The 14843-nt window shown below is 71.2% G+C and carries 11 protein-coding genes; 5 read left to right on the top strand and 6 right to left on the bottom strand.

What is annotated here, in order from left to right; all coding sequences use genetic code 11:
• Window positions 1-103: 103 nt before the first annotated feature.
• The 3 genes from ABZ267_RS12150 (at window position 104) to ABZ267_RS12140 (ending at window position 4278) form a co-directional block, all read left to right on the top strand.
• Window positions 104-2314, top strand: coding sequence for an AAA family ATPase (locus tag ABZ267_RS12150; RefSeq protein WP_356755029.1), 2211 nt, complete (start codon window positions 104-106; stop codon window positions 2312-2314).
• Window positions 2315-2477: 163 nt separating this feature from the next.
• The gene (locus tag ABZ267_RS12145) at window positions 2478-3362 is read left to right on the top strand and encodes a sugar isomerase (RefSeq protein WP_356755009.1); all 885 of its coding nucleotides are present in this window, start codon (window positions 2478-2480) and stop codon (window positions 3360-3362) included.
• 46 nt (window positions 3363-3408) lie between these two features.
• The gene (locus ABZ267_RS12140; protein ID WP_356755011.1) at window positions 3409-4278 is read left to right on the top strand and encodes a class II fructose-bisphosphate aldolase; all 870 of its coding nucleotides are present in this window, start codon (window positions 3409-3411) and stop codon (window positions 4276-4278) included.
• Here ABZ267_RS12140 and ABZ267_RS12135 read toward each other — a convergent pair.
• The 6 genes from ABZ267_RS12135 to ABZ267_RS12110 all read right to left on the bottom strand — a co-directional run bounded on the left by ABZ267_RS12135 (window position 4275) and on the right by ABZ267_RS12110 (window position 11467).
• Complete coding sequence (locus ABZ267_RS12135) at window positions 4275-5741, bottom strand: HAD-IA family hydrolase (RefSeq protein WP_356755013.1); 1467 nt, start codon at window positions 5739-5741, stop codon at window positions 4275-4277. The genes ABZ267_RS12140 and ABZ267_RS12135 overlap by 4 nt on opposite strands.
• Before the next feature lie 21 nt (window positions 5742-5762).
• Complete coding sequence (locus ABZ267_RS12130) at window positions 5763-6749, bottom strand: hydroxyacid dehydrogenase (RefSeq protein ID WP_356755031.1); 987 nt, start codon at window positions 6747-6749, stop codon at window positions 5763-5765.
• A 56-nt stretch (window positions 6750-6805) separates the two neighbouring features.
• Window positions 6806-7726: a carbohydrate ABC transporter permease gene (locus ABZ267_RS12125; RefSeq protein ID WP_356755015.1), complete on the bottom strand. Its 921-nt coding sequence runs from the start codon at window positions 7724-7726 to the stop codon at window positions 6806-6808.
• Window positions 7723-8715, bottom strand: coding sequence for a sugar ABC transporter permease (locus ABZ267_RS12120; protein ID WP_356755017.1), 993 nt, complete (start codon window positions 8713-8715; stop codon window positions 7723-7725). Before ABZ267_RS12120 ends, ABZ267_RS12125 begins: the two co-directional genes overlap by 4 nt.
• 102 nt (window positions 8716-8817) lie before the next feature.
• A complete protein-coding gene (locus tag ABZ267_RS12115) occupies window positions 8818-10125 on the bottom strand; it encodes a sugar ABC transporter substrate-binding protein (RefSeq protein WP_356755019.1) in 1308 nt (435 codons plus the stop codon).
• Between the two features lie 241 nt (window positions 10126-10366).
• The gene (locus ABZ267_RS12110; RefSeq protein ID WP_356755021.1) at window positions 10367-11467 is read right to left on the bottom strand and encodes a substrate-binding domain-containing protein; all 1101 of its coding nucleotides are present in this window, start codon (window positions 11465-11467) and stop codon (window positions 10367-10369) included.
• 334 nt (window positions 11468-11801) lie between these two features.
• Here ABZ267_RS12110 and ABZ267_RS12105 point away from each other — a divergent pair, with 334 nt between their 5' ends.
• Both ABZ267_RS12105 and ABZ267_RS12100 read left to right on the top strand, forming a co-directional pair.
• Complete coding sequence (locus ABZ267_RS12105) at window positions 11802-14231, top strand: polysaccharide lyase 8 family protein (RefSeq protein ID WP_356755023.1); 2430 nt, start codon at window positions 11802-11804, stop codon at window positions 14229-14231.
• Between the two features lie 65 nt (window positions 14232-14296).
• The gene (locus ABZ267_RS12100) at window positions 14297-14806 is read left to right on the top strand and encodes a DinB family protein (protein ID WP_356755025.1); all 510 of its coding nucleotides are present in this window, start codon (window positions 14297-14299) and stop codon (window positions 14804-14806) included.
• The last annotated feature ends 37 nt before the right edge of the window (window positions 14807-14843 follow it).

The following is a 14843-nucleotide window of genomic DNA, read 5'->3' as shown; positions in this document are numbered from 1 at the left end:
ATTTGATTCTTCTGTGTTCATGCAGAAAGGCCTCACGCGGAGGCCTTATAAGAAGAACCATATCCGGCAGGGAGCCGTTTTGTCAAACCGGGAAGCCGTCGAATTGCGGGAAGAACAGGAATTCGTCGACCGTGTCCACGCGCGCGTCGACGAGCTGCGCGGGGTGACGGCACGCGACGTCGAACAGGCGCTGACGCCGGTGGGAACAGGGCTGCAGGCCCGGCTGGAGCGGGATGTCCTCGTCGCGGAACGGTCGGGTCTGCTCGCCGCGCTGAACGCGGTGGACGGTTCACTCTGTTTCGGGCGCATCGACCTTTCCGACGGTGCCACGCACCATATCGGGCGTATCGGGATCCGCGAGGACGACGCCGACCACACGCCTCTTCTGATCGACTGGCGAGCACCGGTCGCGCGGCCTTTCTATCTCGCCACCGGACATGTGCCGATGGGGCTGCGGCGGCGCCGGCACATCACCTCCGAAGGGCGTACGGTCACCGAACTCCACGACGAGATCCTGGACCTCGGGGACGAGGACCGCACGGGGTTCGAGGACCGCAACGGCGACGCCGTCCTGCTGTCCGCGCTGAATTCCGCCCGTACCGGCCGTATGGGTGACATCGTTCGGACCATCCAGGCGGAGCAGGACCGCGTCATCCGCGCTCCACACCGCGGCGTCCTCGTCGTCGAAGGCGGGCCAGGCACCGGAAAGACGGCGGTCGCGCTGCACCGAGCCGCCTTCCTGCTGTACGAGCACCGCGAGGTGCTGGCCAAGCGCGCGGTGCTGATCGTGGGTCCCAACCCGGCCTTCCTCCGGTACATCGCGGAGGTGCTGCCCGCGCTCGGCGAGACCGGCGTCCTGCTCGCGACCCAGGCCGAGCTCTTCCCGGGCGTCCACGCCACCGGCACCGACACACCGCGGGCGGCTGCCGTCAAGGGCGGTGCGCACATGGCGGAGGCGCTCGCCCTCGCCGTACGAGACCGGCAGCAACTGCCGGAGCCCGGTGCGCCGTTGGTCATCCCGCACGACGACGGTGACCTCGTCCTGGACTGGGAGATCGCGTACGAGGCCCGGCAGGCGGCCCGGGACACGCTGCTGCCGCACAATCTCGCGCGCCCGCATTTCGCGTTCCGGATCATCGACACGCTGACCGAGCAGCTCACCGAGCGCATCGGCGCCGACCCGTACGGCGGGCCGAACTTCCTCGGGCCGGACGACATCGCGCAGCTCGGCAAGGCCGTCGCGATGAGCCCGGAGGTGCACGAGGCGATCGAGTCGCTGTGGCCCGTGCTCACTCCGGAGGAGTTCCTCGCCGGGTATCTGGCCGAGCCCGTGTACGTACCGGAGGCGGACGCCGAAGCGCTGCGGCGCGCGCCAGGTGTGGAGGAGTGGACGTCGGCCGATGTTCCGCTGCTCGACGAGGCGGCCGAGCTGCTCGGGGCCGACGACAGTGGAGCGCGGGCCGCCGCCGAGGCCGAGCGCCAGGAGCGGATCGCTTACGCGCAGGGGCTGTTGGAGCTGTCGCGCGGTTCGGAGACGTTCGAGTTCGAGGACGAGGAGTCCGAGGTCCTCGCCGCGCACGACATCATCGACGCCGAGCGCATGGCGGAGCGGCACGAGGAGATCGACCACCGCAGCGCGGCCGAGCGGGCCGCCGCCGACCGGACCTGGGCGTTCGGGCACATCATCGTGGACGAGGCGCAGGAGCTGTCGCCGATGGCGTGGCGGCTGCTGATGCGGCGCTCACCGACCCGTTCGCTGACGCTGGTCGGCGACCCGGCCCAGACCTCGGAGGAGGCCGGCGTCGGTTCGTGGGAGAAGATCCTCGATCCGTACGTCGGGGACCGCTTCGAGCATGTGACGCTCGGGGTCAACTACCGTACGCCCGCCGAGATCATGGAGCTGGCGGCCCGCGTCGTACAGGAGCGGAACCCGTCCTTCGTGGCGCCCGGTTCGGTGCGGTCCACCGGTGAGGAGCCGTGGGTGCGGGAGACCGGTGCGGATCTGGCGGGCGCGGTGGCGAAGGCCGTCGACGAGCTGACGCCGGAGGAGGGCCGCCTCGCGGTGATCGCGCCGCGCGCGCTGCACGAGGAGATCGCCGCGCCGCTGGAGGAGGTCACCGCCGGTGCCGAACCCGATCTCACCCGGCCGGTCGTGCTGCTCGACCCGCGGCAGGCCAAGGGCCTGGAGTTCGACCATGTGCTGGTGGTGGAGCCCGGCCGGTACGGGACGAGTGACCTGTACGTGGCGCTGACCCGGGCCACGCAGCGGCTGGGCATCATCCACCGGGAGGCGCTGCCCTCGGCGCTGCGCTGATCCCGGCCGTCCTCTTCTCCCGTCCGTCACGCCCCTCGGTCCGCACCGAGGGGCGTCTCCGTTGTCCCGGTCCGGACCATCCAACCATCCTGCTGCTTGATAATGCTCGAAACGCGGGCCTAATATGCAGCTTCGAGCATGACGTAGGGGATGGGGAGATCACATGACGCATGTGGCACGGGAACTGGCCAGTCAGCCCGAGTGCTGGCAGCGGGCGGCGGGCATGGCCGAAGGGCTCGCGGGACAGCTCCCGGCGGCTGGCGAGCGCATCGCCGTCGTCGGCTGCGGCACCTCGTACTTCATGGCCCAGGCGTACGCGGCGCTCCGCGAAGGCAGTGGCCAGGGCGAGACCGACGCCTTCGCCGCGTCGGAGTTCCCGGCCGGCCGCCGCTACGACCGGATCGTGGCGCTGAGCCGCTCCGGCACCACGACCGAGGTGCTCGGCCTGCTCACGCGGGCCCGGGACACAACGCGGCGGACCGTGATCATCGGCGATGCCGACTCACCGATGCCGGCGCTGGCCGACGACACGGTGGCGCTCGGCTTCGCCGACGAGAAGTCCGTCGTGCAGACCCGGTTCGCGACCTCGGCGCTGACTCTGCTCCGCGCCCATCTGGGCCTGCACACGGACGCCGTGGTGGAGGACGCGCAGGTCGCGCTCTCCGAGCCGTTGCCGGCCGGTCTGGTGGAGTGCTCGCAGTTCACCTTCCTCGGGCGGGGCTGGAGCGTCGGGCTCGCCAACGAGGGCGCGCTGAAGATGCGGGAGGCGGCGCTGGCCTGGAGCGAGGCGTATCCGGCGATGGAGTACCGGCACGGCCCGATCAGCATCTCCACCCGGTCCACCGCGACCTGGATGCTCGGTGACGCGCCGTCCGGACTGTCCGACGAGGTCCACGCGACCGGGGCCCGTTGGGTGGCGGGCGGACTCGACCCGCTGGCGGAGCTGGTCCGGGTGCAGCGGCTCGCACTGGCGATCGCCGAGGCCCGCGGCCTCGACCCGGACCGGCCGCGCCATCTGACGCGCTCGGTCATCCTCAGCACCGCCTGAGCGCCTCCCGCCGCTACCTGACGAGCCCTCATCCCACGGAGTCGCCATGCCCATCGCCGCCACCGGCGAGCTGATCGCCGAAGCCGCAGCCCGGCGCGGTGCGGTCGCCGCGTTCAACGTCATCACCCTGGAGCACGCGGAAGCGATCGTGGAGGGAGCGGAGGCGGCGCGGTCGCCGGTGATCCTCCAGATCAGTGAGAACGCGGTCAAGTACCACGGCGGCCGCCTCCGTCCGCTGGCCCGCGCCGCGCACGAGACGGCCCGAGCGGCCGCCGTTCCGGTCGCGCTCCATCTCGACCACGTCCACTCCCCCGAGCTGCTGCACCAGGCGGCGGAGTGCGGGTTCGGCTCGGCGATGTTCGACGCGGCCCGGCTGCCGTACGCGGAGAACGTGGCGGCCACCCGCGCCGCCGTCGTATGGGCGCACGGGAGCGGTCTCTGGCTGGAGGCCGAACTCGGCCAGGTCGGCGGCAAGAACGGCGAGGCGCCGCTGGACGCGCATGCGCCCGGTGCCCGGACGGATCCGGAGGAGGCCCTCGCCTTCGTCGCCGCCACCGGGGTGGACGCGCTGGCCGTGGCGGTCGGCACCTCCCACGCCATGACCTCGCGCGACGCCCGTATCGACCACGACCTGCTGGCCCGGCTCCGTGAGGCCGTGCCGGTGCCGCTGGTGCTGCACGGTTCGTCCGGCGCCTCCGACGACGAGCTGGCGCGGGCCGTCGCCGGAGGCATCGCCAAGGTCAACATCGGCACCGCGCTGAACATCGCGATGACCGGCGCGATACGGGAGCGCCTCGCGCGGGACGAACGAGGCGTCGATCCGCGCGTCTACCTCGCGCAGGGCCGGGACGCGATGGCCCGGACGGTGAGCAGGCTGATCTCCGTGCTGCCGGCGGCTGCGGAGGCCACCGCCTAGAAGGCTGCGAGTTCCGCGAGGCTCTCCAGCACTCTGCGGCCCGGAGCCGCGCTGATCGGGGTCGCGGAGGGGACTGCCACCACCCGGCAGCCGGCCGCCTCCGCCGCCGCGATGCCGGTGGGACTGTCCTCGATCACCAGGCATGCGGCGGGCGGGAGTTGGAGGCGGGCCGCCGCTTCCAGGTACGGGTCCGGGTGGGGCTTGGAGCGGTCCGTCTCGCCGTCCGCCACCGTCGTACGGAACGCGTCGGCGCCCAGCGTCTTGAGCACCGCGTCCACCACTCGGCGCGGCGAGGCCGACACCAGGGCCGCGGGAATGTTCCGGTCGGCCAGGCGTTCCAGCAGGTCGCGTGCGCCGGGACGCAGCTCGATGCCTGACTCGGCCGCCGCGAGGAACGTGTCCTCCAGAGCGCTCTCCAGGGCCCGGCTGCTGACGGGTCCTGGACACAGCGTCGCGAGGTAGGCCGCCGTGTCGGCGCAGGTGCGGCCGAGCACGCCCGCGCCCTCCTCGTCGGTCAAGGTGTGGCCGTGGACGGCGGCAACTGTGCGGGTCGCGTCGAGCCACAGAGGTTCGGTGTCCACCAACGTGCCGTCCATGTCGAGGAGTACGGCCTGCGGCAGGGTCGGTACGGCGGTGCCGTCGAGGGTCCAGTGCGAGTCCGGGGTCCGGTCGAGCGCGGCGTACACCTGGGCGGCGACGTCCTCGTGCCGGACCGGACGTACGGGAGTGGCGCCCGCCGTGATGTCCGGCCCCGCGCAGGCCAGCCAGGCGGTGCGTTCGGCCTCGCTCGTCCCACCGTGGCCGCCCTCGTCCCGGTGCCCGTGGTCGGTGACGACGAGGACCGTCCAGGCCTCGTCCTCGTACGCCAGGCGCTGGCGCAGCGCGGTGAGGAGGCCGCCGAGGCGGCGGTCGGCCGAGGCGATGGACCCCTCGTACGCCGTTCCGCAGCCGAGGTGGTGGGCGGTCTCGTCGGGGGCGCCGAGGTAGACGAAGGAGGCCACGGGGTCCTCGTGGGTCAGGACGGCGACGGCGTCGCGGACGGTGGCCTCGTCGGCGTCCTCCCAGGCCTGCGGGGTGTCGGCGGCCGGTGCGTGGTGGGTGAGGCGGGTCGGACGGCGGAACATCGGGCCGCCGTCGGCCACGGTGACCAGCGGTTCCCAGGCCGCCGCGACATAGGTGCGACGGCCGTCCTGGCGGGCCAGGCGGGTGGTGAAGTCCGGGAAGACGCCGAGGCGGTGGCCGGTGAAGTCGTTGGACCACACGGCGTGTTTGGTGACGCGGACGCCGGTGACGACGGTCGCCCAGCATGGGCCGGACATGGTGGGAGTGGACTCGGCGACGGTCACGGGCGCCAGGAATCCGGAGTCCGCGACCGTATCGAGGTGTGGTGTGGGGACACGGGCGAGGGCGTCGAGGCGTACGCCGTCGATGCCGACGACGAGCACACGGCGGGCGCGGGACATGCGGTGCCTTCCTGAAGCGGGTCAGGCCTGCTGGTGGAGGGTGCGGGGGTCGACCGCGTGGGCGAACGGCAGGCCGTGCGCGTACCGTTCGAGCTCGTCGACCGCCGCGTCCGCCAGCCGGTGCAGCTCGCCGCCCTGGGAGCCGGCGATGTGCGGGGTGAGCAACACGTTCGGCAGGTCGTACAACGGCGAGTCGGCGGGCAGCACTTCGGGTTCCGTGTGGTCGAGTACGGCGTTCAGACGGCCGGTGACCAGCTCCTTGACCAGCGCGTCGGTGTCGACCAGCGAACCGCGCGCGGTGTTCACGAGCGTCGCGCCGTCCCGCATGAGCGCGAGGCGTCCGGCGTCGAACAGGTGGCGGGTCTGCGGGAGTTCGGGAGCGTGGATGGTGACCACGTCGCTCTGCGCGACGAGCGCGTCCAGATACGTCAGCTCCACGCCGAGGGCTCGCGCGCTCTCCTCGTCCAGATACGGATCGTGCACGAGGACGCGCAGGTCGAAGGGGCGCAGCAGTTCGGCGACGCGGCGGCCGATGCGGGAGGCGCCGACGATTCCCACCGTACGGCGGTAGTTGCCGATGGACGGGAACGCGGTGAGCAGGTTGACCCGGCTCCGGGACTCACGGTAGACGCGGGCGCTCTCCAGGACGTTCTTGTTGGCGAAGAGGATGGCCGCGACCGTGTACTCCGCGACCGGAAGGGCGTTGGCGGTGGCGGCCGTGGAGACGGTGATGCCCCGGTCCCAGACGCCCTGCGTGATGTGGTGCTTCACGGATCCCGCCGCGTGCACGACGGTCCGCAGGCGGGGCATGGCGCTCAGGGCGTCGGCGGTCAGGGGCGGGCAGCCCCAGCCGGTGAAGAGCGCCTCGGTGTCCCGTAGCGCCGCGCGCTGTGCCGGGTCGTCGCCGCCGAAGTCGGTGACGAGCAGCGCCGGTTGGACCTCGGCGATCTGGGCGAGGCGCTCCAGTGCCTCCGGACGGAGGATCGCGTCGCGGGTCTCGCCGCTCATCGCGAGGACGGTACGGGGTCGGGTGCGCGGCCGGCTGGAGGAGGTGGCGGGGCGGCTCACTTGACGGCTCCTGCGGTCAGGCCCGAGCGCCAGAAGCGCTGCAGGCAGAGGAAGGCGACGATCAGCGGGACGACGGCCACCAGGGAGCCTATGATGACCAGGGGGTAGAGCTCGGGCTGCTGGTAGACATTCTGGTTCCACATGAACAGGCCCAGGTTGACGGGGTAGAGGCGCTCGTCGTTGAGCATCATCAACGCACCGTAGAAGTTGTTCCAGTTGGCGGTGAACGAGAACAGGAAGATGGTCACGAAGCCGGGCGCGAGCATGGGCAGAGCGACCTTGGTGAAGGTCTTGAGCTCCCCTGCTCCGTCGACCCGCGCCGCTTCCAGCACCTCGCCCGGTACGTACCCCTCGGAGAAGACGCGCGCCAGATAGACGCCGAACGGGTTGACGAGGCTCGGGATCAGCACGGCCCAGTAGGTGTCGACGAGGCCGAGTTCCGAGGCCATCAGGTACAGCGGGAGCTGGACGACCGTGGACGGGATCAGGACGCCGACGAGGACGACGCCGAACAGCTTCTCCTTGCCTCGGAAGACGTACTTGTCGAAGGCGTAGCCGCAGGCGACGGAGACCAGCGTGGAGAGGACGGCCGCGACGAGCGTGTAGAGGAGGCTGTTGAGCAGCCAGCGGCCGTACAGCCCGTCGTTGTACGCGAAGAGGGCGTCCAGGTTGGACAGGAGGTGGAAGTCGCCGAGGCTGAACGGGTTGGTGGCGAAGAGGTCGCGGTAGTTCTTGGTGGCGGCGATGAGCAGCCAGGTGAGCGGCATCAGGGTGTAGACGGCGACGACGGCCAGGACGGCGTTGACCGCGACCTTCGAGGTGAGTCCGCCGGTACGTCGGGGGCGTCGGGGCGGGGAGGGGCGGCGTACGGGTGTGGTGGCGGGTGGTGCGTCGGGGGCGGCTGTCTGGGTGCTCATGAGGCCTTCCACCGGTTGCCGAGCTTGGTGACGACGAAGGACAGCAGGCCGGCGACGAGGGCGAGGATCAGCGAGCTCGCGGCGGCCAGGCCGTAGTCGTGGCCCTTGAAGGCCGCGGTGTAGATGAACATGGTCGGCGACCAGTCCTCGCCCATGGTGTTGGCCCGGAGCTGGACGAGCTTGGGCGCGTCGAAGAGCTGGATGGCGCCGACGCAGGTGAAGAGCAGGGTCAGTACGACGGTGGGCCGGATCATCGGGACCTTGACCTGGAGGGCGGTGCGCAGGGCGCCGGAGCCGTCGACGGTCGCGGCCTCCAGGACCTCGCGCGGGACGGCCTGGAGCCCGGCGTAGAAGATGATCATGTTGTAGCCGGTCCACTGCCAGGCGGAGATGTTGACGACGGAGTAGATCGCCTCGTCCTGGCCGAAGAAGTTCCAGTTCGCGCCGAGCGCGTCGAGTACGTCGGTGACCGGGCTGAGGCCCGGCGTGTAGAGGTAGAGCCAGATGAGCGAGGCGATCAGGCCCGGTACCGCGTGCGGCAGGAAGTAGGCGATCTGGAAGAAGCGGCGGGCGCGGGCCACGGCCGAGTCGACGAGCAGGGCGAGGATGAGCGCGCCGCCGACCATGGCCGGGATGTAGAGGACGCAGTAGAAGGCGATGTGGCCGAAGGAGCGGAGGAAGGCCTCGTTGCCGAGGGCCTCCGTGAAGTTGCCGAATCCGGCGAAGACGCGTTCAGTGCCGCCGAATCCGAGGCCGGAGGACTCCTCGCGGAAGAGGCTCATCCAGGCCGCGTAGAACATCGGCAGGACGGTGACGGCGGTGAAGAGGGCGAAGAACGGCACCGTGAACAGGGCGACGGCCCGGCGCTGTCCGCGCCGTGCGCCGGGGCCGCCAGTGGCTCGGCGGCTTGCCGGTCCGGCGGGGCCGCCGGACGGCGGTGCGGCCTCGGGTGATGGGGTCTTGGCCGGCCGGGTGAGTGGGGCTGCCACCTGGTGCTCCTTCGGCGGATCGGGCGGGAGGGAAGGTGCCGGGGCGGGGCGGTACGGAAGGGGATCGCCTTCCGTACCGCGGTCCGCCGGCCGGGCACCGGACTACTTGTCGAGCTTCAGGCCGCGGTCCGTGACCGCGCTCTCGCCCTTCGCCTGTCCGGCGCTCAGCATCTTGGTGTGGTCCCCGCCCGCGGCCATCTGCGCCGAGGTGACCTGCTGCTGCACCGGGCCCCAGCTCCAGCCGGGCACGATGGTGTCGGCGGCCTCGCCGGCGAGCCGGTAGACGTCCTGGCCGCCGAAGTAGGAGTTGTCGAACGCCTCGGCCGCGGCGGCGCGCATGCCCTCATTGGCGGGCAGGGCGCTGCTGGGGGTCTTGAGGGAGGAGAGGCGGGCGGTCATGGCCTTCGGGTCGGTGGTGACCCACTTGATGAACTCGGCGGCCGCCTCGGTGTGCTTGCTGCCCTTGGGGACGATGTAGGAGGTGCCGCCGTACATGCCGGTGCTCGGTGTGCCGTCCCAGGTCGGGAGCGGGGCTATGCCCCACTTGCCTTTGCTGTCCGGGTAGCTGACGGGGAAGTTGCCCGCGCTCCAGGCGGCGCCGATGATGGTGGCGACCTTGCCGGTGGCGCGCTCCTTGGTCTCGCCTTCGCCCCAGAGCGGGGTCTTGGAGGCGAGGCCGTCCTCGAGGAGGCCGTCCCAGTAGGCGGCGACCTTCCGCGAGGCGGGTTCGTCGATGTTCACCTTCCAGGCGTCGTCCTTCGTGCCGTACCACTGGGCGCCGGCCTGCCAGGCGAGGCCGGACAGGAGGGCCGGGTCGCCGCCGCCGAAGTTGGTGATGGTGAGGTTCGGGTCGCTCCGGTGGATCTTCTCCGCGGCCTTCCGGTAATCGGCCCAGGTCTTGGGCACCTCGACTCCGTACTTCTCGAAGAGGTCCTTGCGGTAGTAGAGCTGGATGGGCGTCACGTCGAAGGGCACGGCCCAGGTGGAGCCGCCGAGGTTGACCAGGGACTGGACAGCCTCGGGGAACTCCTTCTTCACCAGCTCGCCGGAGCTGGGCGTGAGGTCTTCGAGGTTGCCTTCGCTGGCGTACTCGGGGAGGGCCGAGTAGTCCATGGTGGCGATGTCGGGGGCGTTGCCGCCCTTGACCGCGTTGGAGAGCTTGGTGACGCCTTCGGGGCCGGCCGGGACGAGCGAGAACTTCACCTTGATGCCGGCGTGCGTCTTGTTGAACGCGTCGGCCGTCTCCTTGGCGCCCGCGGTGGCCGACCAGAAGGTGAGCGTGACGGGCCTGCCGTCGCCGGGACCCGACGCGTCCGCGTCCGAGCCGCCACCGCAGGCGGTGGCGAGCAGGGCCAGTGCGGCGGCGGACGCCACGAGGGCGAGGCGGGTGGTGCGGTGCGTACAAGGCATGGGCCGGCTCCTACGGGACCTCGAACTGCGGGAGATGAGGTGAACGGCACACATCATTTTGCGCAGAACCGATCACCGTCAAGAGCAAATGACCGATTCAATCGAATCGATCACCAACTGATGAAGGCCCGGTGCCTTCGTATGGCGCGTCCGAGCGCGCGAAAAGCCGTACCCGCGGGGCCTGTTGGCCCGGGGCACGGCTTGTGGCGGAGTGCGTTACGTCGGCGGAGGACGCGTCACGTCAGGCGCGGGCCGCAGTCGCTCCGCACGAGACCCGGACGCGCAGCGAGGGCAGGAGGTCGAGGTGGCGACGGGCCGCGGGCGCCTCGCCGGGCACGCCGAGCCGGGAGAGCAGGAGCCCGGCCGCCGCGGCGCCGACCCCGTGCTTGTCCGGCGCCACGGCGGTGAGCGGCAGGTCCGCCAGGCTCGCCACCTCGTCGTCGTACGCGATCACCGCGAGGTCCTCCGGCACCCGCACACCACGGGCCTGGAGGCGCGGGATGAGCACGATGGCGTCCGCGTCGCTGTGCACGATCGCGGCGGTGACGTCGCCACCGGCCACGCCTTCGCAGAGGTATTCCAGGGTCCGCTCGAAACGGTCGGCCTCCGAGCGCGACGGCGCGTCCTGAAGAGGTGAGGTGGCGACCGGGTTCAGCCCGAGGGCGGCGACTGCGGCCGCGTAACCGTCCCTGAGGCGGGGCGCGGTGGGGCTCTCCTGGACGGCGAGCGCGATGGACCGGTGGCCGAGCCCGGCCAGATGCGCGACCGCCTCGGCGGCGCCGTGTGCGTGGTCGGAGCGCACCCGGTCCAGCCGCGCCGCCGGGTGGCCGATCGGGGCCCACCGCTCCACCAGGACGACCGGAGTGTCCTGCTCGGCGACCCACAGCCCCTCGCCCGGTTCCGGGTGGCCGCGCTCCCAGCTCGGCGTCAGGAGGAGGCCGTCGGCGCCGGTGGAGAGGAGGCGGCGGGCCTGGGCCGCGTCCTCGTCGGGGAGGTACCGGGAGAGCCCGATGGTCAGGCGCGCACCGGCGGCCTCCACCGCTTCCCGGGCGCCGCGCACGACGTCCGCGTAGTAGTACTCGGTGGTCGGGACGACCATGCCCACCACGAGCCCTTCTGCGGAGGGTACGGCGGCGGCGGCCGGCCTCGCCTCACCGGAGGGCCAGACCACCGCGCCGTGCATCCGCTCCACCAGCCCCTGGGCCGCGAGCGTCTCGACGTCCCGGCGCAGGGTGACCGCGGACATGCCGAGCTCCTCGGCGAGTTCGGCGACCCGGAGGCTGCCGCGTTCGCGGACGAGCTGGAGCACCCGCTCGTGGCGCTGGTCGACGTGGAGTCGCATGGATCCCCTTGGTCTCGTGGGACGGCGGTGACGGTGATGGCTGCTCTGGCTCACGTGCCTCAACCATATCGATCGCATCCGCTCGAAACGATCCCACCGGCAGCTTTGCCTCCGCCCTGCGGTGGACGCGCCGATGCACCCGGACAGCGTCATACACCGCCACTGAACCGATCAACACGATCAATTCGGCCAAAGTTATTGAGCGGATTGCCGGACGGCTGTTAGAAAGTGCCCTGCCCGCTCTGAACCGCTCAGAACAGTCGGATCCAGGGATCTGGTCAGCGCTCGGCGCACCGGTTCCGCCGGAAACGAGACACCCGACCCGGAGCTCACCATGACATCTGCCTGGTCCCGCCGGACGTTCCTCGCCACCTCAGCCGTGCTCACCGCCGCAAGCGGCAGCGCCATGGCGTCGGCCGCGCCCCGCACCGCTGCCGCCTCCGCCTCCGCCTCCGCCTCCGCCGACGATCCGTACGCCGTGCTGCGCGCCACCTGGAGCGCGCTGATCCTCGGCGAAGGGTTCAGCCCGACCGCCGAACCCTTCAAGAGCCGGCTGGCCGCGCTCGGCACACAGGCCCGCGGCCGGCTGGACACCATGGCCCCGGCGAACGGATCGCTCTGGCCGGACGCCGTGTACGCCGACCCCGACCCGGACACCGACCCGGAGTCGTACGGCTTCTCCGCGAAGATGGCCGAGAGCTTCATCCGGCTGAACACGATGGCGCAGGCCTACCGCCAGCAGGGCACCGGCCTGACCGGGAACACCGGTCTGCGCGACGCGATCGTCACCGGCCTCGAACACCTCAACAGCCAGGTCTACAAGGCCGGTCAGGCCCGGTACGGGAACTGGTACAGCTGGCAGATCGGCGCACCGCAGGCCCTGCTGGACGTGTGCGTGCTGATGTACGACGCCCTGACCCCGGCGCAGCTCGGGCGCTACTGCGCCGCCGTCGACCACTTCGTACCGGACTCCGCCGTCGCCTCGTACACGGGCACGAGCACCGGCGCGAACCGGGTCGATCTGTGCCGGGTACTGGTCCTGCGCGGGGTCGTCGGCGGGACCGCCGCCAAGATCGCGCTCGCCCGGGACGCCCTCTCCCCCGTCTTCCCGTTGGTCAGCAAGGGCGACGGCCTCTACGCCGACGGCTCGTTCATCCAGCACACCACCGTGCCCTACACCGGCAGCTACGGGTCGGTGATGCTCGGCGGGCTCGGGCTGCTGTTCGCGCTGCTCAAGGGGACCACGTGGGAGGTGACCGACCCCAAGCGGCAGATGGTGTTCGACGCGGTGGAGAACGCGTGGGCGCCGTTCCTCTACAACGGGCTCGTCATGGACTCCGTCGCGGGCCGTGCGATCAGCCGCGGCGAGGTCGACGACCACCGGCGCGGCCATCCGATCCTCGCCTCGATCGTGCTGCTCGGCCGAGGCGCGTCGGCCGCCGAGAACGCGCGGTGGCGGGCGCTGGTCAAGGGCTGGGCGCAGCGCGACTACTACAGCCCGCCGCTGAGCAACCCCTCCCTCAACCTCACCGCGCTGTCCCGCCTCAAGTCCGTCCTGGACGACACCTCGCTCACCCCGCTCCCCGAACCGGAGGGCCACCGCCTCTTCCCGGACATGGCCCGGGCCACCCACCGCCGCCCCGGCTGGGCCGCCGCGCTGGCCATGGCCGACCGGCGCATCACGTACTACGAGACCGGCAACGGCGAGAACCTGCGCGGCTGGCACACCGGGTCCGGGATGCTCTACTGGTGGGGCGACACCTTCGCCAACGGCCAGTACAGCGACGCCTTCTGGCCCACCGTCGACCCGTACCGGCTTCCCGGCACCACGGCCTCGCGCAAGGTGCTGGCCGACGGGGCGGGCGGCGACTGGGGCGTGGCGCTGCCGGATGTGAACTGGGTCGGCGGGGTCACGGACAAGAAGCGGGCGGCGGTCGGGCAGTACCTCAAGGGCCTGTCCAGCACGCTGCTGGCGAAGAAGTCGTGGTTCTTCCTGGACGACACCGTGGTCTGCCTGGGTGCCGGGATCCGCTGCCAGGACGGTACGGCGGTGGAGACCACGGTGGACAACCGCAACCTGGGGCCGACGGGAAACGCGCCCTTCACCGTCGACGGCTTGGCGAAACCCGTCACCCGTCCGTGGTCCGCGACGCTGACGGACACCTCCTGGGCTCATCTCGGCGGGCACGGCGGCTATGTCTTCCCGGGCGGCGGGACCGTCAAGGCGCTGCGCGAGAACCGGCCCGGCCGATGGCGCGACATCAACACCGGCGGCTCCACGGACCCGCTGAGCCGCACCTATCTCACGCTCTGGTTCGACCACGGCCAGAACCCGGCGAACGCCTCGTACGCCTACCAGCTCCTCCCCGGCGCTTCCGAACAGCGCACCGCCGCTCGCGCCGCCGACACCGGCTGGCTCCGCGTACTCGCCAACACCGATGACCAGCAAGGCGTTTCGGTCCCGTCGCTCGGGCTGACCGCCGTCAACTTCTGGTTCGGCGGCAGCGTCGGGCCGCTCACCGCGGACGCTCCTTGTTCCGTCATGGTCACCGAGCACACCGACGGCACGGCGACCGTCTGCGTCAGCGACCCCATGCGCGCGCGGACGAGTCTGACGCTGACCTGGAGCAGGGCCGTCTCCTCGGTCGTCTCGAAGCCGTCGACCGTGACGTCGGCGACCACAGGATCGTCTCTGCGCCTGGTGTTCGGTGACCTCTCCGGAACGCGCGGAGCTACGCAGACGGTGAAGGTGCGGCTGGTCTGACGGCCGGAGCCGGAGGTTGGGTTGGCGATACTGACCGGCGGTACGACGGAGTGAGGGATGCGGCCATGACAGATGATCACCGAGTAGGACCTCCGTCCTTCGGGAGCGAGCGCGAGACCTTGCGGGCCTTCCTCGACTACCACCGGGCCACCCTCGCCATGAAGTGCGAAGGGCTCACCGACGAGCAACTGCGCGAGAAGTCGATGGAGCCGTCGGCGCTGTCGCTCCTCGGCCTGGTCCGTCATATGGCGGAGGTGGAACGGGCCTGGTTCCGCCGGACGTTCGAGGACCGGGACGCGCCGATGGTCTGGTCCGAGGAGATCGACTTCCAGGCGGCGTACGACGCGAGCGCGTCGAGCCGGGCGGAGGCGTTCACCGCCTGGGAGGCCGAGGAGGAGACCTCGCGGCGGATCGTGCGGGACGCCGGCTCGCTGGACCTTGCGGGCTACCAGCCCCGGTGGGGCGAGGAGGTGTCGCTGCGGATGGTCATGGTGAATGTCCTGCTGGAGTACGGCCGCCACAACGGTCACGCGGACCTGCTGCGGGAAGGCGTGGACGGGACGGTGGGTGCGTGAGGTGGTCGCGGGCCTGGTCGGCGGAGCTCCGCCGACC

The organism is Streptomyces sp. NPDC006174, from assembly GCF_040614075.1.
GTDB lineage: Bacteria > Actinomycetota > Actinomycetes > Streptomycetales > Streptomycetaceae > Streptomyces.
This window is presented reverse-complemented; position numbering and strand designations above follow the sequence as displayed.

What these genes read in the sequence shown, in the direction of transcription:
- ABZ267_RS12105 (WP_356755023.1), top strand. Translation starts at nt 11,802, where the DNA reads ATGACATCTGCCTGGTCCCGCCGGACGTTCCTCGCCACCTCAGCCGTG.
- ABZ267_RS12115 (WP_356755019.1), bottom strand. Translation starts at nt 10,125, where the DNA reads ATGCCTTGTACGCACCGCACCACCCGCCTCGCCCTCGTGGCGTCCGCC.
- ABZ267_RS12125 (WP_356755015.1), bottom strand. Translation starts at nt 7,726, where the DNA reads ATGAGCACCCAGACAGCCGCCCCCGACGCACCACCCGCCACCACACCC.
- ABZ267_RS12110 (WP_356755021.1), bottom strand. Translation starts at nt 11,467, where the DNA reads ATGCGACTCCACGTCGACCAGCGCCACGAGCGGGTGCTCCAGCTCGTC.
- ABZ267_RS12145 (WP_356755009.1), top strand. Translation starts at nt 2,478, where the DNA reads ATGACGCATGTGGCACGGGAACTGGCCAGTCAGCCCGAGTGCTGGCAG.
- ABZ267_RS12100 (WP_356755025.1), top strand. Translation starts at nt 14,297, where the DNA reads ATGACAGATGATCACCGAGTAGGACCTCCGTCCTTCGGGAGCGAGCGC.
- ABZ267_RS12135 (WP_356755013.1), bottom strand. Translation starts at nt 5,741, where the DNA reads ATGTCCCGCGCCCGCCGTGTGCTCGTCGTCGGCATCGACGGCGTACGC.
- ABZ267_RS12130 (WP_356755031.1), bottom strand. Translation starts at nt 6,749, where the DNA reads ATGAGCGGCGAGACCCGCGACGCGATCCTCCGTCCGGAGGCACTGGAG.
- ABZ267_RS12140 (WP_356755011.1), top strand. Translation starts at nt 3,409, where the DNA reads ATGCCCATCGCCGCCACCGGCGAGCTGATCGCCGAAGCCGCAGCCCGG.